This window comes from Hydrogenophaga sp. ZJX-1 (genome assembly GCF_048590325.1).
In the GTDB taxonomy this organism is placed as follows: Bacteria; Pseudomonadota; Gammaproteobacteria; order Burkholderiales; family Burkholderiaceae_C; genus Hydrogenophaga.
The window spans coordinates 126974-147116 of sequence record NZ_JBMBRA010000004.1; the positions used below are offsets into that span (position 1 = coordinate 126974).

Sequence of the window (20143 nt, forward strand, 5' to 3'; positions counted from 1 at the left end):
TCCGCCGCCTCCTCCTTTACTTCGCTATGCAGAACACCCGACTGCGTCGAACCGGGCGTATTGCTGGCTCGCCACCGCAGGCGCGCCCACACGGTCTCAGTGCATGGAGCGTCGGGTGCTTGACGCAGCGAAGTAAAGGAGGAGGAACGGGCGCAGCCCGTTCCGGGGGACATGAGCGGAGTCAAGTACCCGGCGCTCCATGCACCCGCCTACCAAGCAGGCACGAAAAAAGGGAGCCCAAGGCTCCCTCTCTCAAATCACGACAAGAACAACGTCAAACCGTCTCCAGCGCCAACACGCCCGTTGCGGTGTTCGAAATCGGGATGTGGTAATTGCTGTGCACCTTGCGAACCCCCGAACCACCGGCGGTCAGCGCCGCGCGCATGGCCAGCCACATCAGCAGCTCCACGCCCTGCGTGCCCGCCTTCTCCACCAGCTCCAGATCGCTGAACTGCGTTGCCCACTCGGGGTTCGTTTCCATGCTGTCCAGGAACTGCAGGTCGAACTTCTTGTTGATGAAGCCGGCGCGCTCGCCTTCCAGCTGGTGCGAGAGGCCACCCGTGGCCATCACCGCCACGCGCTTGTCGCTGTCCCAGCTCTGGATCGCCTCACCCACCGCCTTGCCCAGCTTGTAGACCCGCTTGGCCGTCGGCAGCGGGAACTGCACCGTGTTGATGTCGATCGGCACGATCTGCACCGGCGCCACCTCGTGCTCGGGCCAGAACAGCTTGAGCGGCAGCGTGCAGGCGTGGTCCACCAGCATCTCCTGGCAGGTCACGATGTCGAACTCTTTCGCGATCAGCTGGTTGATGATGTGCCACGACAGCTCCGGACAGCCGGGAATCGGCGGCAGCGTGGGGATGCCCCAGCCTTCGTCGGCGTTGCTGTAGGTCGCGGCGGCGCCCACCGCGAAGGTCGGCATCTTGTCGAGGAAGAAGTTCAGGCCGTGGTCGTTGTAGAACACCACCACCACGTCGGGCTTGACCTTGCCCAGCCAGTCGTGGATCGGCGGGAAGCCGTCGAAGAAGGGCTTCCAGTAAGGCTCGTTCTGCTTGCCCTTGTGGATGGCGCCGCCGATGGCGGGAATGTGCGATGTGGCTAGGCCACCGATGAGTTGTGCCATGTCTGTTCTCCTATGAATTCCGGTTATCGATCCAGCACGCGCCGTGGAACTGGCTTTGCCAGGCCACAGGCGTGGTCCCCCTGGGGGGAAGCCGCGCAGCGGCGCAGGGGGGTCAGCATTGCAGGTTCGCGGCCACCAATTTGGCCTTGAACTCGTCTTTCGTCATGCCGGTCTGCTGCGCGCCGATGTCCTGCATGTCCAGGCCGAAGATGCCGGCGAACTTGGCGAGGTAGTAGGCGTTGCCGCCGGCGTCCAGCAAGGCCAGCACCTGCTTGGAACGGATCGCGTCGGCCTGTTGCGGGTTCAGGCCGTATTGCGCCATGTAGGCCTCGGGATCGGCGACAAAGGCATCGCGGTTGGCCTTGTCGTTGAACGAGAAGCACATCTTGTTCAGGGCGTAGCCCTTCTTGGCCATGTCGCCGTCAAAGGGCGTGGTGCCGGGGATGGGTTTGCTCACGGGTATCTCCTGCGTGGGGTGGATTGACTTGGGTCAAGCCGCCAGTATTCCCAGACCATTGCCAAAGATAAACAGATGAATGATCATCAAATACATGAATGATTTCGATTGGTCAGATCTGGATGTCCGCTTGTTGCAGCTGCTGGTGGCCGTGGTGGAAGCGGGCAGCATCACCGGCGCGGCGCAGTCGCTGGGCGTCACGCAGTCGGCCGTGAGCCACCAGCTCGACAAGCTGCGTGGCATCACCGGCGACGCGCTGTTCGTGAAGAGCGGGCGCGGCATCGTGGCCACGGCGCGCGCGGGTGAGCTGGCCGTGCAAGCGCGCGAACTGCTGCGCCAGCTGCAGGGCTTTGCCCACACCGGCGCCTTCGACCCTGCGCGCTGGCAACGCACCATCACCATCGCCGCCAACGACTTCCAGCGCGACGTGCTGCTGCCCGCGCTGGCGCGGGTGCTGCGCGAACAGGCGCCCGGCGTGGCGCTGCGCGTCATCCCCTCGGACATCCCGAGCCTGGAGATGCTGCGCGACGGCGTCTGCGATATCGCCATCAGCCCGCGCCCACCCGAGGGCAGCGACATCGTGCAGAAACGCATCTTCGAAGACCGCTACTGCGTCTACTACGACGCGGCGGTGCGCGAGGCGCCGGCCACGCTGGCCGACTACCTGGCCGCCGACCACATCACCGTGGTCTACGAGCCGAAACGCACGCTCTACCTGGACCGCACGCTCGCCGCGCAGGGCATGCTCCGGCGCTTTGCCGTCATGGTGCCGGGCTTCGGCGGCCTGCCCGCCTTCCTGCGCGGCAGCCCGCTGCTGGCCACGGCGCCGGCCCTGCTGCACGACAGCTTCATGCGCGAGTTCGCCCGCACCGAAGTGCCGACGCCCTGCCCTTCGCTGCCGATGTACATGATCTGGCACCGGCGCCACCAGGACGACCCCGCCCACCGCTGGCTGCGTGAACGGCTCGACGCGCTGGCGCCGGACGCGACGGCCGGGGTACCCCGCGCCACGCGCTGATCAGCGCTGCGCCTCGCGCCAGCGCTGCGGACTCAGGCCGGTGCGGCGCTTGAAAAAGCGGGAGAAGTAGGCCGGGTCTTCAAAGCCCAGCTCCAGCGCCAGGCTGGCCGCCGGCGCGGCGATGTACACCAGCCGCCGGCAGGCCTCGCGCGTGAGGCGCTCGTGCACCAGCTCCAGCGCGCTGCGCCCGCTGCCCGCGCGCGCCAGGCGGTTGAGCCGCTGCGTGGACAACCCCAGGCGCGAGGCGTAGCGCTCCAGTGGCCAGTGCTCCAGAAAATGCTGCTCCACCAGCAGCAGGAAGCGCGTGAACAGCGCCTGGTGCTGGTGGGCGCGCTCGCCACCCTCGCGCTGACCCTGCTCGCTTGCGCGGGCCAGGCGCCAGACCACGGCCCGAGCCAGCCACTGCACCACCGGCGCATCGGCCGAGCCGGGCAAGGCGAACTCGGCGGCCAGCTCGCCGAGCTGCACGCTCAGGCGCTGGGCCTCGCCATCCTCGGGCGAAAAATGCAAGACACCCGGCGCCGAGAAAAGCGCCTGGAACGCCTCCCCCACGGCCTGGAACTCCCCCTCCACCAGAAAACGCGCGCTGAGCGTGAGCACGCGGCCATCGGTTTCGGGCGCAAAAACGAAACCATGCACCACCCCCGGCGGCACCACGATGGCGGCCGGCCCGGCCACCGAGGCGCGCCATTCGTCCAGCACCACCTCGGCCGAGCCCCTTTGCAGCCAGAGGATCTGGTACAGGCCCTGGTGCACGTGGGGCTCGATCTCCCAGTGGTAGAGCCGGCTGCGCGACTCCACCGACTCGATGTGCAGCATGTCCTGGCCGGGTGCCGCGGCCTCGCCGTAGAGTGCAAAACGCGGGATGGCCACGGGCTGGCCGCGCGAGGGCCGGGTGCGTGGCGGGGTGTCGTTCGTTTGAGGCATGGCGGAACACCTTGATCCAAAAGTACAAGAATTATCCCTGCTAAGTGCAGTGCCAATCGGCGCCGGGAGGCCTACAGTCCGTACCGGATTCCACCCACAGGAGACACTGCCATGAGCTTCCATTTCGATCCGTATTCACCGGCCGTCGATGCCGACCCCTTCCCTTATTACAAACACCTGCGTGACGAGGCGCCCTGCTTCTGGAGCGAAGAGGCCCAGATGTGGATCCTCTCGCGTTACGCCGACATCGTCTCGGCCGGCCAGGACTGGCAGACCTACTCCAGCGCCAGCGGCAACCTCATGACCGAGCTGCCCGGCCGCGCCGGCGCCACGCTCGGCAGCTCCGACCCACCGAAACACGACCGCCTGCGCGGCCTGATCCAGCACGCGTTCATGAAGCGCAACCTGCTGGCGCTGGAAGAGCCCATCCGCGACGTGGCCAAGCAGGTGTTCGGCCAGCTCAAGGGCACGAAGCAGTTCGACTTCAAGGAAGTCTCGTCGCAATTCACCGTCAAGGTGCTGATGGCCGCGCTCGGCCTGCCCATGGGCGAAGAGGCCATCGTGGACGAACAGATCGTGCGCGACAACGCCGTGCTGATGGTGCAGAGCGATGCCCGCACCCGCGCCAAGGGCCCGGAGCACATCGCTGCCTACAACTGGATGCAGGAGTACGCCAGCAAGGTGATCGCGATGCGCCGCGCCGAGCCGCGCAACGACCTGATCAGCAACTTCGCGCTGGCCGAGATCGACGGTGACCGGCTGGACGACCGCGAGGTGCTGCTGACCACCACCACGCTGATCATGGCCGGCGTCGAATCGCTCGGTGGCTTCATGATGATGTTCGCCTACAACCTCGCCAGCTTCGACGACGCTCGCAAGGCCGTGGTGGCCAACCCCGAGCTGCTGCCCGACGCGATCGAAGAAAGCCTGCGCTTCAACACCTCGGCCCAACGCTTCCGCCGCCGCCTGATGAAGGACGTGAACATCCACGGCCAGACCATGAAGGAAGGCGACTTCGTCTGCCTGGCCTACGGCAGCGGCAACCGCGACGAACGCCAGTACCCCAACCCCGACGTGTACGACATCACCCGCAAGCCGCGCGGTCACCTCGGTTTTGGCGGCGGTGTGCACGCCTGCCTGGGCACGGCGATCGCGCGCCTGGCGGTGAAGATCGCCTTCGACGAGTTCCACAAGGTGGTGCCCGACTACAGCCGCGTGGCCGACCAGCTGCCGTGGATGCCCTCCAGCACCTTCCGCAGCCCGCTGGTGCTCGAACTCAGAGCCGCTTAAGGCGCATCCCCTACCATCGCGCTGCCTGTCACCGGGCAGCGCCTTTCTGTTTTCAGGAGACACCATGGCAAACATCACCTTCATCGAGGCCAACGGCCAGTCCACCACCCTCAACCTCGCTGACGGCTGGAGCCTGATGCAGGGCGCCACGGCCAACGGCGTGGACGGCATCGTGGGCGAATGCGGCGGTTCCTGCGCCTGCGCCACCTGCCACTGCTATGTGGACGAACTGCTGGCCGGCGTGCTGCCCGCGCCTACGCAGGGTGAGCTCGACATGCTGGAGAACGTGGTGGCCGAGCGCCGTCCGAACAGCCGCCTGGCCTGCCAGATCAAGGCTGGCCCCGCGCTGGAAGGCGGCGTGGTGCACCTGCCGGAATGCCAGGAATGAACGCCGAAACCAGCGCGGCCGGCATCGTCATCATCGGCGCGGGCCAGGCGGGCGTGATGACCGCCGAAGCCCTGCGCACCGGTGGCTACGAAGGTGCGATCACCTTGCTGGGTGACGAGCCCCACGGCCCCTACCACCGCCCGCCGCTCTCCAAAGCCTGGATGGCCGGCGAGATCGAAGCGGCCCAACTGGTGATGCGCGCGCCCGAGATGCTGGCGCGCAAGAACATCGCGCTGCGCACCGGCGTGACCGTCAAAGCCATCGACCGCAGCGCCCGGACCGTGATGCTCGGCGACGGCTGCGTCCTGCCCTACACCGGCCTCGTGCTCGCCACCGGCAGCACGCCGCGCGCCCTGCCCCTGCCCGGCGGCAATGCGCCCGGCGTGCTGGCCCTGCGCACGCGCGACGACGCCAGCGCCATCGCCGACCGCCTGGCCGCGTGCATCGAACAGCAGCGCCCGGTGGTGGTCATCGGCGGCGGGTTCATCGGCCTCGAAGTCGCGGCTACCGCGCGCAAGAAAGGCCTGGCCGTCACCGTGCTCGAAGCTGCGCCGCGCCTGCTCGGCCGCGTGCTCGCGCCGGTGCTTTCCGACTGGTACGCCGAGCTGCACCGCGGCCACGGCGTGCAACTGATGCTGGGTGCGCAGGTCGCGGCCATCGAAGCCGACGCGAACGGGGTGACCGGCGTGAAGCTCGCCGACGGCAGCGTCGTTCCCGCAGGCCTCGTGGTGGTCGGCATCGGCGTCAGCGCCAACGACCAGCTCGCCCAGGCCGCCGGGCTCGCCTGCGACCGTGGCATCGTGGTCGACGCCTGCTGCCGCACCAGCGAACCTTCCATAGTGGCCGCCGGCGACTGCACCGCGCGCCGCCTGGCCGACGGCAACCTGCTGCGGCTCGAATCGGTGCAGAACGCCACCGAACAGGGCAAGAGCGCCGCCGCCGCGCTGCTGGGGCAAGAGCGCCCCTTCACCGCCACGCCCTGGTTCTGGAGCGACCAGTACGACAAGAAGCTGCAGATGGCCGGCCTCTCCATGGGCGCCGACGGCTGGGCCGTGCGCGGTGACATGGCCGCTGGCACGTTCACCGTCTACCACTTCAAGGGCGAGCAACTCATCGCCGCCGACAGCGTCAACGCCAGCAAAGACCACCTGCTGGTGCGCAAACTGCTCGACGCCGGCGTCTCGCCCACGCGTGAGCAGGCGGGCGATACGGGGTTTGATCTGGCGAGCCTGCTGGTGAAGTGAGCGGCTGCGCGGGGTTCAGGCCTCGCGCGCCTTCACCACCAGCTCGGCGAACCCGGTGGAGGCGTCCGCCTCACGCGTGAACGCCCATTCCGGCAACAAGGCCAGCAACACCTCGGCCGTGGTGCGCACCTGGCAACCCGGCGCCACGTGACCGCCAAACACCTCGCCCGTGGCGGCCGCCACGGCCATGTGCAGGTGCGAATGCCCCCGCCCGGCATCGCCCGCAGCACCCACCCCCACCGTGCCCGAGAGGCTCAGGATTTCCGAGTTCCCGCAGATGCGCAGCGACTCGTCCGCCCCGGCGAAGCGGATGCGCGCATCCACCAGACTGCCGATGCCCGAGAGCACGAACGCGGCCTGGCAACCTTGTGCGCGCACGGCGGCTTCGAGCGCTTCGCGCAGGTCCTGACCGGGGGTGAGGCGGAGGGGGAGGGTTTTCATATGCTCTGTTTCGAATCTGGGTGGTCCCGTGCATCACGGGTTCATGATCGCCCTGCCCACTAAGCGGCAGGCGATTGCTCTGGCGCTTCAACCAGCGCACCCAATGCCCCCACCCCCACCGGCGCCTCCGGCAACCAGGGCAGCACAAACGTCCGCTTCGCCAGCCCGCCCGCGATCCGCTCGGTCTGCCGGATTTCCCCCGCCAGCCGCGCCTGCAGCAGCGGGTCGGTCGTGCCGGTGGCGGCGATGCTTTTGTTGATGACCCAGGCCCAGGGCTCGATCTGGGCGCGACGCAGGTCGTCCTGCAGCGCGGCGGCCTGGCTGACCGGGGTGATTTCCGGCAGGGTGACGATGATCACGCGCGTCATGCTGCCGTCTTGCAGGCGCATCAGCGGCGTGATGATGTGCAGGCCCTTGCCTTCCGCCTTGCCTTCGTACTGCCGCGTCATCTGCCGGTGGTAGGCACCGGTGGCGTCCATGAGCAGCAGGCTGTGGCCGGTGGGCGCGGTGTCGAGCACCACGAAGGCGCTGCGCGCTTCGTTGACCACGCGGCTGAAGGCGTGGAACACGGCGACTTCTTCGGTGCAGGGTGACTGCAGGTCTTCGAGCAGCAGGGCCTTGCCGGGTTCGTCCAGGTCCTTGCCGCGCGTGGCCATGATCTTGGCGATGTAGGCGGAGGTCTCGGCCTTGGGGTCGATGCGACCGACCTTGAGGCCTTCGAGGCTGCCGTTCAGCGCGTCGGCCACGTGGGCGGCCGGGTCGGTGGTGGTGAGGTGCACGCTGTGGCCGCGTTGCACCAGGCCCACGGCGAGCGCGGCGGCGATCATCGTCTTGCCCACACCGCCTTTGCCCATGACCATGATGAGGCCGTGGCCCACGGCGGCGAGCTCGTCGGCCATTCTGGACAGCGGCTCGGCGGGCAGCGCGGGCGTTGCCGATGCGGGTACCGGTGCGGTTACCTCACCGCCCTGCAGCAGCGCCCGCAGCGCCGGCAGGCCCACGGTGTCGAAGGCACGCAGCGGCACCTCGTCGCGCGGCAGACGGGCGAGTTCGTCGGGCATCTCATTCAATGCCTGACGGCCGAGGGCTTCGATGGCGTTGGCGATGGGGTCGCTGGCGCTGATGGCGTGGAACACGCCGTTGACGGCGAGGCGCTGGTTGGCCAGGCCAAGCCGGCGCAGCTCTTCAGCGGTGCGCGCGGCCTCCTGCATGGGACGCGGGTCGGGCCGGGTGACGAGCACCACGGTGGTGAGCGTGGGGTCGCTGAGAGCCCGCAGCGCGGCGTTGAAGCGGGCTTCCTGCATCTTCAGCCCCGAGTGCGGGCCGAGGCAGGAGGCGCCACGGTCGTTGCCGGCGAGGAAGCCGGTCCAGGCCTTGGGCAGGCTCAAGAGCCGCAGGGTGTGGCCGGTGGGTGCGGTGTCGAAGACCACGTGGTCGTAGCTGCCGTCGATGCCCTCGCCCGCCAGCAGCGCGGCGAACTCGTCGAAGGCGGCGATCTCGGTGGTGCAGGCGCCCGAAAGCTGTTCGCGCACGGTCTGGCGTTCGTCGTCGCTGGCGCCGGCTTCGAGCTGCGCGAGCACGCGCTGGCGGTAGGCCTCGGCGGCGATATCGGGGTCGATGTTGAGCATCTCCAGCCCCGGCACACCGGGCACGGATACGGGCCGGTTGGACAGCGGCACGCCAAGCATTTCATCGAGGTTCGACGCGGCGTCGGTGCTGACCAGCAGCACGCGCTGGCCCGCGTCGGCCAGCGCGATGGCCGTGGCGGTGGAGAGCGATGTTTTGCCGACACCACCCTTGCCGGTGAAAAACAGGAAGCGGGTGGGCGCGGTGGCGAAGCCGGGAAGCGTGGGCATGTTCATGCCAACAGCATCGCACAACCCCGGCCCGCCAACCATGACGCACAACAAGCCACGTGACGCTGCGGCGCCAGTCCCGGCGGGGCAACCGTGACCGGCTTGCGGGCGCCCAGCGCCGCTCACTCCACTTCAGTTTTCTATGGTGCCGGAGCGCCACCCGCGCCGCATGAAACGGCCCAACCCAGGGCACCGCCGGGCCGGCTTTGCCGGACGGCCAGTGCCGCCCCCCTTGAGGGGGGTGACGCGAAGCGGCGCGGGGGGAGTTTCATCCTAGCGGGCGGGTTGCGCGGGCGAGCGCATGAAAGGCGATTCGGTCCACATCTGCCAGTAGAACTGGATGGGCGAGGTGATGCCGCTGATCTTGCTGCTGTAGGCCACGGGCTCGAAGAACTGCCCGAGGATGCCCACGGCCGCGTCGTCGACGATGCGCTGCTGCACCTTCTCGGCCGCGGCCTTGCGGTCGGCCGGCGTCATGGCCCGGCTGAAGGCGGCGCGCTGGGCTTCGAGCTCGGCGTCTTTGAGCCAGCCGAACCAGCCGGTCTCGGGATCGCCCGAATAGGCGATGGCCGAAGGGTCGAGCAGGTCACCGGCAAGCCACCAGGTGTGGAACATGCTCCAGCCACCGTCTTTCACCGGTCCGCGGTTCACGCGGCGCTGCGTGAGCTCGGCCCACGGCATGTCCTGGACCTGCACCGTCATGCCGATGGCGCGCAGCTTCTCGGCCGTGACCTGCGTGAGGGCCGAGATCACCGGGCTGTCCACCGGGTTGAGGATCACCACCGGCGCGCCGTCGTACCTGGCGTCCTGCAAGGCCTTGCGGGCCGCATCCAGGCCAGGGGCCTTCAGCGCGGCACTGCCGGCGTCGTTGGACAAGGGGGTGCCGCAGGGGAAGATGGAGTAGCAGGTGCGCCAGTATTTGGGGTCCCCCAGCGCAGCGCGCATGTAGTCCTCCTGCTGCATCACCATGAGAACGGCCCGGCGCACGCCCAGGTTGTCAAACGGGGGCTGCAGCATGTTGAAGCGCGCCATGGCGATGTTGCCCAGCGGATCGGTGGTGTTCACCACGATCTTCTTCTTGCCTTCGAACAGCGGCAGCACCCGGACCGAGGGCGACTCGATGTAGTCCACCTTGCCCCGGATCAGCGAACGGGCCATGTCTTCCTGCGTGTCGTGGTAGATCCACTCGATGCGGTCGGCCTGGCCCGCCTTGCTGCCCGCCGTCATCGACAGCGGCTCCGCGCGCGGCACGTAGTTTTTGTTCTTGAGGTAGACCGTCTTGACGAAGGGCCTCGACTGCGCCCAGCTGTACCGGTAGGGGCCAGACCCGACCTTGCTCGTGATCGGCGTGAAGGGATCGGTTGCAGCGACCGCCTTGGGCATCATGAAGGGCACATTGGCCGACACCTTGGCCAGGGTCTGCAGCACCTGGCCGTTGGGCTCGCGCAGTTTCAGGGTGAAGCTGCGGGCGTCCTGGGCGGTGAGGCTCTCGACGTCGCGAAACAGCTGCTGACCCGCGCCGTCGCGCTTGCTCCAGCGCTGCAGCGAGGCCACGCAGTCCTCGGCCGTCACGTCGGTGCCATCGTGCCACTTCAGGCCTTCGCGCAGGGTGAAGGTCCAGGTCTTGCTGTCGGGCGAAACGGTCCACTTGTCCACCATCTGCGGCTGGGGCTCGAAGTTCTCGTCCATCGCGAACAGGGTGTCGTAGATCAGGTAGCCGTGGTTGCGCGTGATGTACGCGGTGGTCCATACCGGATCAAAGACCTTGAGCTCGGCGTGGGGTGCCACGCGCAGCACGTTGGCGCAACCCGTGAGCACCAGGGGCATGGCCAGTGCGGTGAGCGTCAATGCGGATTTTTTTCCCAGTTTCATCATCATGATCTCCTTCAGGTTGGACACAAAACAGAACCTCGCCGCCGCGAACACCGTCAAACGGTGGGCGCGGGCTCAAAGGACAGGAGGCGGTAAGTGAGGACCCCGGTCGCAAATTCGGCCTGGAGCTTCACAGGTCCCCGCAAGGGGGCAAACTGGCACGTGAGCTTGTGCGGCCCGGACGCACCGGGTGTCTGCAGGATGCTCACCCACTCCAGCAGCGAACCGCTCGGGCCAGGCTCCGCGACGGCGGTGCAGATACCGTTGACGACGGGAAACGGATGGGGCCGGTAAGGCGCCAGCAGCAGCGCCCAGGGCCGCCACCAGCCGCCACCGGGCACCACCGGCGCGACATCGCTCCAGCGGGTTCCCACGCGCGCCGCATATGGCATGGAAACGGCCCCCATCGCGAGCAGGCGCAACAAGGGCGCGCTCGCATCGTCCAGCGCCATGACACGCAGTGCATCGGGATCGAGCGCCAGCACGAGTCGCCCTTGCGGGCCAGCGTCCAGCACCTGCTCACCCAGGCTGTCGATGCGTACCCGGAGCTGTTGCACATGGGCCTGCCCGGGATTGAACGCGCGCGGAATGTCGCCCTGCACCTCGCTGGTCCACACCGCGGTGCCCGGGGCCATGCCAACCAGGGTGTTGTAGACCACCGGATTGGCCTGCGCCTGGGCCAGCACTTCGCCCTCGGGGGGAACGGCCGAGGCGTGCCAGTGTGTCAATGCGGCTGCGGTCGCCTCGGCGGTGAAATAGTTGGCGAGCCGGAACGGGCGCGTGGCCGCACCGGGTTCGGGCGAGCCCTGCAACTGCAGGTGCAGGTGCGGCGTCGGTGAGCGACCGGAATTGCCCACGCGGCCGAGGTAGCTGCCGGTCTCGACCCGGGCTCCCGGCACCACCGCCACCGTGCCCTGCTGCAGGTGCGCGAGCATGGCCCAGCCGCCTGCATCGAGGCGGATCACCACATGGTTGCCCCACTTCTCGGCGTAGTTGCTCACGCCCAGCGGGTTGTCCGCCACGCCGTCGTGCGCCCGCTCGATGATGCCGGGCGCCGGCGCCGTGACGGCAGCGCCCCAGATCGAACCGCCCACCGCCTCGGCCGCGGGGGAACGCTGGAAGTCCAGCGCATGGCAGTAAATGCCGGTGTGGCTGATGCGCCCGTCAAAGCCCTGGGCAATCTGCAGCTCACCGGCCACGGGCACGGCAAACAGCGGCACCGGGCGGCCGTAGCGCACGCGCCAGTAGGCCTCGACCCACCAGCGCTGTTCGGGCGGCTCGCCCGGCATGGCGTTGCGCTCCACGATGGCCCGCTCGCCAGCGAGCGTGAGCGCGCCCATGCCGACCCAGATGACCAGCGCCGAGGACACGGGCAGGTAGCTGGTGGCCGACCAGCCCAGCATGTACTGCAGCACCAGCCCGAAGAAGGCGGTGAGCACACCGGCCACGGCGGCCACCGGCAGGCTCAGCCGTCCCGGCAGGAAGATCACCGCACCCAGCGCCATGCCGGCAATGAAATAGTTGTACGACAGCGGCAGCCAGACAAAGCTCAGCCCCAGCCGCTGGAAAGCCAGCGACAGCAACGCCCCGCCGAGCCAGCCCGCCAACCCGGCCAGGAACATGGCACGCGACCACAGCAGCACCGCGATGCACACCAGCACGCCGGCCACGGCATGCGGCGAATACATGAGCGACGCCATGGAACGCAGGAAGCTGCCGAGCCAGCCCTGGGCGTCGGCCGGCATCGGCCACACGGGCATGGTGTAGGCGGCGCGCACGGTGCAATCCGGGCAGATGCCGAACAACATCGCCGCGACCAGGCAGTAGCCCCAGAGCAGCACCGGCAGGAAGCTGCGGGCCAGCACCCGCATGAGGGATGCGGTCACCAAGGCTGCGGCCATCGCGGCGGCGACGGCCAGCACCAGCTGCTGCGCCCAGGACATGCCCATGGGACCGCTCATCCAGCCCGAGACCACCGCCGTCAGCAGCGCATTGGCCTTGATGCCGCCACCCAGGCCCGGCACTTCCGGGACACGCAGGATCCACTGGACCAGCACGCCCGCCAGCAAGCCGCACAACGCAAACAAGGCCAGCGCCGGGCTGCTCAGCAACGCGGCCCAGAGCAGCAGCCCCAGCCAGGGCTGCCCGATGAAAAAGACGCTGCCCAGCGACTGCCCGAAGGCCCCGACCACCCCCCGCACCGACACACGCCGGACCTGGACCGTGGCGCCCGTGGGCGCTTCGACTTCGGGGCCGTCGGTGCGTCCGGTCATGGGGCTTGATAGCGCTTTTGTCACGGATGCACCAGGTGAGCGGGCATGCGCTCGGGGCCGTCCACATCGTGCAGCACCTCGTGCGCACGGATGAGTTCGGGCCTGCCATCCATGCCGATGAGCACCACCGCCGGGCGGTAGTCGATGAACTGCATGGCTTGCGACACGTTGTAGGCCCCCACCGGGTGCAGGGTGAGGATGTCCCCCACCTTCAGCGGCGGCAGATCGATGCTGTAGCGAAGCACATCGATCGCCATGCACAGAGGCCCGTACAGGCGCGACGGCGCTGGCGGCGCTTCGACGGAGCGCGAGGGCAGTATGTCCATCTGGTACCAGGCCGCGGTGTAGAGCAGGTTGACACCGGCGTCCATGACGTAGCTGGTGCGGGCCGTCTCGCCCACGAGCAGTTGTTCCTTGTAGTCGCGCAGACCGGCCTGCTCGCTCATGGGGTGCCGGATGCCCTTGATGGCCACCACGGAGGTGAGCAGGTAACCGGCCTCATCCACCAGGTGGCGCCCCGTCTCGAAGCGCAGTTGTGGCTGCTGCCCGGGGGGCAGGCGGTTGAGCACTTCGGTGATGGCCTCGGCGTAGGCATCGATGGGTGGCACGACCAGCTCGGCGGGCCCGGTCATCCCGTGCAACAGGCTGTTCGATGGAAAGCCTCCGCCCAGGTTGACGCAGGGCACCCAGTGCTGTTGCGCGGCATGGAGCTGTTCGCGCAGGGCCAGCAGTTTGGTGACGGCCACGCGGTAGGCATTCGGATCGAGGATGTAGGTGCCGATGTGCGTGTGCAGCGTGTGCAGCGAGAGCTTCGGGTTCGCCTGGATGCGGTGGGCGGCGCGCGCCGCTTCGCCGTTTTCCACGGCAAATCCGAATTTCGACCAGATCGGGCGGACACCGGCATCGAGCCAGACGCGGACGCCCACCTCCAGGGGTACATCAATGTCCCGGGTCAGCTCTTCGATGAGGCCGAGTTCGTCCCAGTTGTCGATCTGGATCAGTGCCCGCTCACGAATCGCCTGCTCCAGGATCGGGCGTGGCTTGTACGGCCCGTTGAAAACGATGTCCTTGCCCGTCATGCCCAGCTTGCGGGCCTTCTGGTATTCGAAGTCCGAGACCACCTCGGCCATGCACCCTTCATCGTGGAACACCTGGCAGATGGCCGAGAGGTAGTTCGTCTTGTAGGACCAGGCAAAGCGGGTGTTCGCATAGCGGCTGGTGAAGGCCGCCCGCAAGCGGCGTGCCTGTTCACGCAGTCTGTGCTCGGAGAACACGAACAGCGGTGAGCCGAACTGCTGCACCAGCGCCGACACAGGAATGCCATCGATCTCGAACAAAGTGGGCGCGCGCGTGCCACGGGCATAGAGGTTGCGATCAGCGGCGGCGTCCAGCGCGTGACGGCCCAGCTCGGCGCTGATGGAAGGCGGAAGGTAGTTGTGGCTCATGGTGTGGCCTGCTCTGGTTTCTGTAAGGGCCGGAAGATGCGTTCGCCGCTGCTGGCCATGGCCGCAAAGTCGGCGAAGTCCCCCGCGAGATCGACGCTGTGGCGCACGAACATCTGGCCGGGCCTGCAGGCCGGTGGTGGTTTGACGGGGTGCCCGAGCAGGCGCTCGAACAGCAGCGCGGGCAGGTTGCACCCGATCTGCGAGGGGAAGTCGATCCAGGCCGGAAAGCGCGGGTTGATCTCCATCAGCGCGTGCGGCCGACCCGGCACCTTGATGAACTCGAGTTCGAAAGGGCCGTTCCAGCGCAGCGCGCGGATGATCCGTTCGGACAACGCATCCATGGCCGGGTCCTGCACGACGATGCCGGCGAAACCCTTGCCGTGAGAGGTGCGCAGGAGCTTGCGGATGGAACAGCTCTGCACGATGCCGCCCTCGCCATCGCCCACGCCCGTCACGTCGTACTCCTCGCCACTGAGGGTTTCCTGCACCATCACGGGCCAGCCCCAGGTCTGCACGATCTCCTCGTACCCGGCCACCAGCCCCTCGCGCGAGTGAACCAGTTCGGCGTGGTAGAGCCGCCCCTTCACATAGACCGGATAGCCGACCTCGGCCGCACAGCGCTCCACCGACAGCGCGTCGTGGGCGATGAGGGTGACCGGACTCGGGATGTCGTGGCGCAGGCAGAAGTCGTAGAGCGAAGCCTTGTGCCGGTCCTCGAACGACTGGCGGGTGGGCAGGATGCAGCGGATGCCACGCTCCCTCAGCGGCGCTTCGAGCTGCAGGAAGTTTTCGATCTCGGAGTCGAGGCAGGGAATGATGAAGCCGATGTCTTCGCTCTGGCGGATCATGTCCAGCCGGTCGAGCAAAGCCCGCGCACCCGCGCCGGGAAAGGGGATCAGGTAGGCCGCATCGGGGTGATCGCCCCCCCGACCGTACAGGCTGCTTTCCAGCGGATCGTAGGAAAGCCCGACCGTGCGCAGCCCGGGAAACTGGCGACGCAGACTGGCGACAACGGAAGCTCCCGGCTGGGGGTTTTCACCGCGGTGCATGCCGGTAACCGCCACGCTGCGCTGGATCGTGCTCATGGGCGTACCTTCGCCCTGCGGGCTGCGGTGCGAGCTTGCTTGGGAACGGCCCGGCGCTGTGCTCATGCCCTGCCCTCCTGAAGCCGCTTCGGCTGCTGGTGCAGCAACCCCAGGGAAGTCATCTGGTTGAGCAGCAGCTCGACATCGCGCACAGCACTCGCCGGGTCAATGCCGTAGTGCTGCGTCAGAAGCTCCGGGAATTGCGGGCTCTGCAGACCCTGTTCATGGGCCTGCAGCACGAGATGGGCCGCCGGCGAGAGCCGGTAGAACAGGCCCGACACCGTGTCGAGCACGAATTCTTCGCCAAAGAACTGCAACCGCCGCGAGTCCCTTGACACGGTTTGACCGGGATCCGCGGTAACCGTTGTCTGCCCGTTTTTCTTATTCATGAAAGCACCTTCTTGCCAAACATCAAGACGCGTACCCACTCACCCCTGAGTACGAAACACCTCGCCTTTTCCAGCTTCCAGAGTGCCTTTGTATTTGTAAGTTTATGTTAGCGAATACACCTATGACAGTCATTGAGCAGACGCAATGTTCTGTTGACTGCAACCTCTAATTTCGCTGCGGCCGGTGGCCTGCGAGCCAGGCACACCGTTCGCGCTGGAATGAGCGCCTTCTGGCCGGTTGCACCTTGCAGGTGCTGAGGGGGGTATCCGAGAATCCAGCCCTTGGTTCGACCCGATGGCGGGTTGCCCCGTCACACAACGCCAGAGGGTTGAACGATTTGAAGCACACGAGCGGTCTCGCCAAGCACGCCTGGTCACGCCGGTTGCCACTGTGGCTGGGCAAGCTGATCCTCGGCGTGCTGCTGGCCCACTCGGCGCAGGCCAGCGAACGGGTCACCTTTGAGGCCACACAGGGTCACAGCGCGAACAAGATCAGCCTGCGGGCTGAACTCTCGCGACCCGAAGGCGATGGCCCCTTTCCGGCCGTGGTGCTGATGCATGGCTGCGGTGGCTGGCAAGCGCCGGTTCGCTACACCATGAACCGCTACGCCGAACACCTGGTGAGCAAGGGCTTCGTGGTGCTCAACCTCGACAGCTTCGGGCCCCGCAACCAGGGCGGCGGCAAGGTGTGCGAGAGCTTCGACCGGCTGGCGGATGCCCGCGACTACCGCACCTACGACGCCCACGATGCGCTGCGCTACCTGCAGGCACAGCCCTTTGTCGACCGTGGCAACGTGTTCCTCATGGGCCAGAGCAATGGCGGCAGCGTGGCCATCAAAGTGGCCAAGGGCGATGGTCCGCACGGCCAGGCCAGTTCCACCGACGGCTTTCGCGGGGTCGTGGCCTTCTACCCCTGGTGCGGCGCCTTCGAACGCCGCTCCGTGCAACTGAAGACACCGCTGCTGGTGTTTGGCGGTGGCCAGGACGACTGGGTGCCCGCCAGCGAATGCGAAGGGGTGCGTTCCACCGGCGCCAGCCTGCAGCTGGTCGTCTACCCCGAAGCGGCCCACTCCTTCGACCTGGACATCGTGCCCCAGCGCTACCTCGGCAAGCTGGTGGGCCGGAATCCCCAGGCCGCTGACGACAGCCGGGATCGCATGCTCGCGTTCTTCATGGCGCTCAGCCGCCATCCGGGCAGCGAAGACACCCGGGTGGCGCAGAAGTAGGCTTCCGGCCGTCAGCGCGGCGGCAGCACCACCCGCACCGCCAGCCCGGGCAACGCGTTGCGCACCGCAAATGTGCCGCCGTGCGCCTGCGCCACCAGCTTGCAGAGGTACAGACCCAGGCCCACACCACCTTGCGCGCGGGTGCGTGCGGTGTCGGGGCGGAAGAAGGGTTCGGTCAGGTGGGGGATCTGCTCGTCGGGCACACCCGGACCGTGGTCGCGCACCTCGATCCGGATGCCCTGCCCTTCGGTGCTCAGGTGCAGTTCGGGCGGCAGCGGCGCCCCCGCGCTGTGGCGCAGTGCGTTGTCGAGCAGGTTGCGCAGCAGCAGGCGCATGCGCGCCGGGTCGAGTTGCAGGGTGGGCAGGCCGGGCGCAACGTGCAGCGCGGTGCGTGCGGCCCCGGGGTGGCGGGCCTGCAGCTCGCCGATGACTTCGCGCGCCAGCGCTTCGAGCGCCACCGGTTCGCGCTGCAGCGCGGCGTGCTTCGTGGCCAGGCGTTCGCTCTCCAGCAGGTCCGTGATGAGACGGGCCATTTCCTGCAGGTCGCGCAACAGGGCTTCGCGCTGCGGGTTCACCTCCGCGCTTTCGGGCAGCAGCTCGGTGTTGAGCCGCGCACGTGTGAGCGGGCTGCGCAGCTCGTGGCTGATGGCGAGCAACAGCGTGCGCTTGGCTTCGAGCATCTGGTGGATGTCCTGGCCCATGGTGTTGATGGTGGCGGCAAGTTCGCCCAGTTCGTCGGGGCCGTGCAGGCAGCGCTCGGGAATGGGCTGGCTGAAGTCGCCCGCACCGAAGCGGCGAGCGCCTTCGCCGATGGCGTCCAGCGGCTTGAGCAGACGGCGCACGTAGAGCCAGGCCAGCAGCGTGAGCACGAGCAACGAGGTGAGCGCGTAGCCGATCAGGCGCGGGCGGCGCACGAACACCTCGTCATTGATACCGAACTGGATGGTGTGCCCGTCGGCGGTGTCGCGCTGCAGGATGCCGTTCCAGTCTTTGCCGTTGCCCCATTTTTCGCCGTTCTTGTCACCGTTGCGCGGCCCGCTGTCATCGGGTTTGTCGCGCATCCAGTCCGACTCGGCCTGACCGGGGTGCGAGGCCCAGTTCACCTGCGGTCCGGCGATGCGCACGGTGAGCGGCAGGCGCTCGGTGATGGACAAGGCGCGCTCCACGCTGGGTTGACCGCCGTTCGTGATCTCGGCGGCGATGCGGTCCACGTAGTCCATCAGCAGCGGGCGCGCGGCTTCGCGCCAGCCCATGGAAAACGCCTTCTGCGCACCCGTGAAAAACACGAAGGTCATGCCCGCCGCGAGCAGCAGGAACACCAGCACCATGCGCAGCTTGATGGAGTGTGCGATGCGGTGCTTGGCGCGCTTCCACGAAGACAGTTTCTTGGCTCGAGCGTCGATCATGGAGAGCGGCTCACTAGGTCAGGCGCCGCAACGCCAGCGAGTAGCCGGCGTTGCGCAGGGTCTTGATGCAGTCCAGCGGCTCCAGCTTCTTGCGCAGGCGGCTGACCACGATGTCCACCGCGCGGGTGTACAGCTCGGCCTCGTGACCGCGCAGCTGGTTGAGGATGTCGTCGCGGCTGAACACCTTGCCCGGTTCCCGCGCGAGCAACAGCAGCAGTTCGAATTCGGTGCCGGTGAGTTCGACGTCTTGCCCTTCGCGCACGACACTGCGGCGCGCGGGGTCGAGCGTGAGGCCTTCGAAGCGGAGCTCACCGTTGGTGGGGTCTGGCGCGGTGTGCAGCGGCGCCAGGCTGGTCCGGCGGCGGCGCAGCACGGTCTGCAGGCGCGCCACGAGTTCGCGCGGCTCGAAAGGCTTCGGCAGGTAATCGTCGGCGCCGATCTCCAGGCCGACCACGCGGTCCATCACCTCGCCGCGCGCGGTGAGCATGACGATGGGGATGTCGCTCTCCTTGCGGATGGTGCGGCAGAGTTCGAAGCCGTCCATCTCGGGCAGCATCACGTCGAGGATGGCGGCATCGAAGCTGCCTGCGCGCAAACGGGCCAGTCCGTCGCTGGGTCGAAAAGCGTGGGTGAGTTGCAACTCGAAACGCTGGAAGTACGTGGCCAGCGGAGGGCCGAGCTGTTCGTCGTCGTCGATGAGCAGGATGCGGTGCATGAACTCATTCTGACAGCTGAACACGGCCCCCACGCTCAGTCGCTGCGTGGGTTGCTGCCCCTCGAGGGGGCTGATCCGCCTCGGGTCGGCCCGGCGGCGAATCATGGCCTCCACGAGCTGTCGCTGCGTGGTGTCGCACGATCAGGCGGCGCAGCCGGTGCTGCACCGGAACGCCCAGGGCGTCGAAGCGGTCGGCCGCCGAGATCAGCGCGGGCAGCAGCGGCAAGGCCTCGGCGGGTTGTTGCTGCGAGAGCCGGGCCCAGAGATCGAGCGCGTGCTGGCGGTCGAAACGCGGGCCCCAGACCATGGCCAGCAGCTCGGCGTGTGGGTCGTCGGTCCCGGCCAGCAAGGCCGGGGCATGGGCCCGGCTCTGCTGAGCCAGGTGGTGGATGGGTTCGAAGACGGGCGACATGGTCGGTGCATTCAGAACGTGTGCTGCGCTCGCCCGATCAGCCCCTGCCCCACCGGCCGTGGCCGCGCTTGTCCAGCTTTTCGCGCACCTGGCGTTGCTGCTCGGGGTTGAGGCTGTCGTAGAAGTCGGCCAATGCAGCCAGCACCTTGGGCGCGCTGCCTTGCACGGCGGCGGTTTTCTGATCGAGCAGGCTCTGCGCCTTGGCGCGGTCGAACTTCTCGCCCGCGACCAGGGTCTTGAAGTCGGCGCGCGGATCGGCCCCTTCACCCCGGAAGGCCTTGCGCGAGGCGATCATTTCATCGGCCAGCACACCGAGCTTCTGCTTCTGTTCGGCGTTGAGTTCAAGCTTGCTGCTGATGCGTTCGATCGCCTTGCCGCGCATTTCGGTGACGCGTTCTTCGCTCCAGCCACGGGCGTGGTCGCCACGGCTGCCGCAGGCGGTAAGGCCGCCGAGCACGACGGTGGCGGCGGTGAGGCCGATGAGACTGCGTTTGATCCAGGTTTTCATGACGGGGGTCCTTTCAGAACCTTGTTGAACATGACCGTCATGGTGCCGGGGCCAGGCCGTCCCAGGGT

The 20143-nt window shown here is 67.6% G+C and carries 19 protein-coding genes; 5 read left to right on the forward strand and 14 right to left on the reverse strand.

Annotation, left to right across the window (positions count from 1 at the left end; translation table 11 throughout):
- Positions 1–274: 274 nt before the first annotated feature.
- Complete coding sequence (locus tag ACN5W5_RS12545) at positions 275–1123, reverse strand: class III extradiol dioxygenase family protein (protein ID WP_420048843.1); 849 nt, start codon at positions 1121–1123, stop codon at positions 275–277.
- 112 nt (positions 1124–1235) lie between these two features.
- A complete protein-coding gene (locus ACN5W5_RS12550) occupies positions 1236–1580 on the reverse strand; it encodes a protocatechuate 4,5-dioxygenase subunit alpha (protein WP_420048844.1) in 345 nt (114 codons plus the stop codon).
- A 94-nt stretch (positions 1581–1674) separates the two neighbouring features.
- Here ACN5W5_RS12550 and ACN5W5_RS12555 point away from each other — a divergent pair, with 94 nt between their 5' ends.
- Positions 1675–2598 (forward strand): LysR family transcriptional regulator, encoded by a 924-nt coding sequence (locus ACN5W5_RS12555; protein WP_420048845.1) that lies wholly within the window; start codon positions 1675–1677, stop codon positions 2596–2598.
- On the opposite strand, the gene ACN5W5_RS12560 is transcribed toward ACN5W5_RS12555, so the two are convergent.
- Complete coding sequence (locus tag ACN5W5_RS12560; protein ID WP_420048846.1) at positions 2599–3525, reverse strand: helix-turn-helix domain-containing protein; 927 nt, start codon at positions 3523–3525, stop codon at positions 2599–2601. It abuts the gene before it with no gap.
- 111 nt (positions 3526–3636) lie between these two features.
- On the opposite strand from ACN5W5_RS12560, the gene ACN5W5_RS12565 reads away from it, so the two are divergent.
- The 3 genes from ACN5W5_RS12565 to ACN5W5_RS12575 all read left to right on the forward strand — a co-directional run bounded on the left by ACN5W5_RS12565 (position 3637) and on the right by ACN5W5_RS12575 (position 6447).
- Positions 3637–4815, forward strand: coding sequence for a cytochrome P450 (locus tag ACN5W5_RS12565; protein WP_210826214.1), 1179 nt, complete (start codon positions 3637–3639; stop codon positions 4813–4815).
- A 64-nt stretch (positions 4816–4879) separates the two neighbouring features.
- The gene (locus ACN5W5_RS12570) at positions 4880–5203 is read left to right on the forward strand and encodes a 2Fe-2S iron-sulfur cluster-binding protein (protein ID WP_210826212.1); all 324 of its coding nucleotides are present in this window, start codon (positions 4880–4882) and stop codon (positions 5201–5203) included.
- Positions 5200–6447: an NAD(P)/FAD-dependent oxidoreductase gene (locus tag ACN5W5_RS12575; protein WP_420048847.1), complete on the forward strand. Its 1248-nt coding sequence runs from the start codon at positions 5200–5202 to the stop codon at positions 6445–6447. Before ACN5W5_RS12570 ends, ACN5W5_RS12575 begins: the two co-directional genes overlap by 4 nt.
- A 15-nt stretch (positions 6448–6462) precedes the next feature.
- Here the strand turns inward: ACN5W5_RS12575 and ACN5W5_RS12580 are convergent, their stop codons facing one another.
- From ACN5W5_RS12580 to ACN5W5_RS12610, 7 genes are all read right to left on the reverse strand, one after another.
- The gene (locus ACN5W5_RS12580; RefSeq protein ID WP_420048848.1) at positions 6463–6888 is read right to left on the reverse strand and encodes a PPC domain-containing DNA-binding protein; all 426 of its coding nucleotides are present in this window, start codon (positions 6886–6888) and stop codon (positions 6463–6465) included.
- 59 nt (positions 6889–6947) lie between these two features.
- Positions 6948–8744: an arsenical pump-driving ATPase gene (gene arsA, locus ACN5W5_RS12585; RefSeq protein WP_420048849.1), complete on the reverse strand. Its 1797-nt coding sequence runs from the start codon at positions 8742–8744 to the stop codon at positions 6948–6950.
- A gap of 273 nt (positions 8745–9017) precedes the next feature.
- Positions 9018–10616 (reverse strand): ABC transporter substrate-binding protein, encoded by a 1599-nt coding sequence (locus ACN5W5_RS12590; RefSeq protein WP_420048850.1) that lies wholly within the window; start codon positions 10614–10616, stop codon positions 9018–9020.
- 56 nt (positions 10617–10672) lie between these two features.
- The gene (locus tag ACN5W5_RS12595) at positions 10673–12889 is read right to left on the reverse strand and encodes an urea transporter (RefSeq protein WP_420048851.1); all 2217 of its coding nucleotides are present in this window, start codon (positions 12887–12889) and stop codon (positions 10673–10675) included.
- Between the two features lie 20 nt (positions 12890–12909).
- Positions 12910–14334 (reverse strand): hypothetical protein, encoded by a 1425-nt coding sequence (locus ACN5W5_RS12600; RefSeq protein WP_420048852.1) that lies wholly within the window; start codon positions 14332–14334, stop codon positions 12910–12912.
- Complete coding sequence (locus ACN5W5_RS12605) at positions 14331–15485, reverse strand: ATP-grasp domain-containing protein (protein ID WP_420048853.1); 1155 nt, start codon at positions 15483–15485, stop codon at positions 14331–14333. The genes ACN5W5_RS12600 and ACN5W5_RS12605 overlap by 4 nt, the downstream gene beginning before the upstream one ends.
- Positions 15482–15808, reverse strand: a complete 327-nt coding sequence (locus ACN5W5_RS12610) for a PqqD family protein (RefSeq protein ID WP_420048854.1) — start codon at positions 15806–15808, stop codon at positions 15482–15484. The genes ACN5W5_RS12605 and ACN5W5_RS12610 overlap by 4 nt, the downstream gene beginning before the upstream one ends.
- Positions 15809–16137: 329 nt before the next feature.
- Between ACN5W5_RS12610 and ACN5W5_RS12615 the strand changes: the two genes are divergently transcribed.
- Positions 16138–17034 carry a dienelactone hydrolase family protein gene (locus ACN5W5_RS12615; RefSeq protein ID WP_420048855.1) on the forward strand — a complete coding sequence of 299 codons (897 nt, stop codon included), beginning with the start codon at positions 16138–16140 and terminating at the stop codon, positions 17032–17034.
- An 11-nt stretch (positions 17035–17045) separates the two neighbouring features.
- Here the strand turns inward: ACN5W5_RS12615 and ACN5W5_RS12620 are convergent, their stop codons facing one another.
- Genes ACN5W5_RS12620 through ACN5W5_RS12635 form a run of 4 tightly spaced genes read right to left on the reverse strand, consistent with a single transcriptional unit; the run spans position 17046 to position 20075 of the window.
- On the reverse strand, positions 17046–18440 hold the full coding sequence (locus ACN5W5_RS12620) for an ATP-binding protein (protein WP_420048856.1): 1395 nt from the start codon (positions 18438–18440) through the stop codon (positions 17046–17048).
- A gap of 13 nt (positions 18441–18453) precedes the next feature.
- Positions 18454–19155, reverse strand: coding sequence for a response regulator transcription factor (locus ACN5W5_RS12625; RefSeq protein ID WP_420048857.1), 702 nt, complete (start codon positions 19153–19155; stop codon positions 18454–18456).
- A 4-nt stretch (positions 19156–19159) separates the two neighbouring features.
- Entirely contained in the window at positions 19160–19567 is a 408-nt protein-coding gene (locus ACN5W5_RS12630; protein WP_420048858.1) for a hypothetical protein, read from the reverse strand.
- Positions 19568–19604: 37 nt separating this feature from the next.
- Positions 19605–20075: a Spy/CpxP family protein refolding chaperone gene (locus tag ACN5W5_RS12635; RefSeq protein ID WP_420048859.1), complete on the reverse strand. Its 471-nt coding sequence runs from the start codon at positions 20073–20075 to the stop codon at positions 19605–19607.
- Positions 20076–20143: the final 68 nt, after the last annotated feature.

Excerpts from the sequence above, each read along its gene's own strand:
- ACN5W5_RS12545 (WP_420048843.1), bottom strand. The coding sequence starts at position 1,123 with ATGGCACAACTCATCGGTGGCCTAGCCACATCGCACATTCCCGCCATC.
- ACN5W5_RS12555 (WP_420048845.1), top strand. The coding sequence starts at position 1,675 with ATGAATGATTTCGATTGGTCAGATCTGGATGTCCGCTTGTTGCAGCTG.
- ACN5W5_RS12560 (WP_420048846.1), bottom strand. The coding sequence starts at position 3,525 with ATGCCTCAAACGAACGACACCCCGCCACGCACCCGGCCCTCGCGCGGC.
- ACN5W5_RS12565 (WP_210826214.1), top strand. The coding sequence starts at position 3,637 with ATGAGCTTCCATTTCGATCCGTATTCACCGGCCGTCGATGCCGACCCC.
- ACN5W5_RS12570 (WP_210826212.1), top strand. The coding sequence starts at position 4,880 with ATGGCAAACATCACCTTCATCGAGGCCAACGGCCAGTCCACCACCCTC.
- ACN5W5_RS12575 (WP_420048847.1), top strand. The coding sequence starts at position 5,200 with ATGAACGCCGAAACCAGCGCGGCCGGCATCGTCATCATCGGCGCGGGC.
- ACN5W5_RS12580 (WP_420048848.1), bottom strand. The coding sequence starts at position 6,888 with ATGAAAACCCTCCCCCTCCGCCTCACCCCCGGTCAGGACCTGCGCGAA.
- arsA (WP_420048849.1), bottom strand. The coding sequence starts at position 8,744 with ATGCCCACGCTTCCCGGCTTCGCCACCGCGCCCACCCGCTTCCTGTTT.
- ACN5W5_RS12590 (WP_420048850.1), bottom strand. The coding sequence starts at position 10,616 with ATGAAACTGGGAAAAAAATCCGCATTGACGCTCACCGCACTGGCCATG.
- ACN5W5_RS12595 (WP_420048851.1), bottom strand. The coding sequence starts at position 12,889 with ATGACCGGACGCACCGACGGCCCCGAAGTCGAAGCGCCCACGGGCGCC.
- ACN5W5_RS12600 (WP_420048852.1), bottom strand. The coding sequence starts at position 14,334 with ATGAGCCACAACTACCTTCCGCCTTCCATCAGCGCCGAGCTGGGCCGT.
- ACN5W5_RS12605 (WP_420048853.1), bottom strand. The coding sequence starts at position 15,485 with ATGAGCACAGCGCCGGGCCGTTCCCAAGCAAGCTCGCACCGCAGCCCG.
- ACN5W5_RS12610 (WP_420048854.1), bottom strand. The coding sequence starts at position 15,808 with ATGAATAAGAAAAACGGGCAGACAACGGTTACCGCGGATCCCGGTCAA.
- ACN5W5_RS12620 (WP_420048856.1), bottom strand. The coding sequence starts at position 18,440 with ATGATCGACGCTCGAGCCAAGAAACTGTCTTCGTGGAAGCGCGCCAAG.
- ACN5W5_RS12625 (WP_420048857.1), bottom strand. The coding sequence starts at position 19,155 with ATGCACCGCATCCTGCTCATCGACGACGACGAACAGCTCGGCCCTCCG.
- ACN5W5_RS12630 (WP_420048858.1), bottom strand. The coding sequence starts at position 19,567 with ATGTCGCCCGTCTTCGAACCCATCCACCACCTGGCTCAGCAGAGCCGG.
- ACN5W5_RS12635 (WP_420048859.1), bottom strand. The coding sequence starts at position 20,075 with ATGAAAACCTGGATCAAACGCAGTCTCATCGGCCTCACCGCCGCCACC.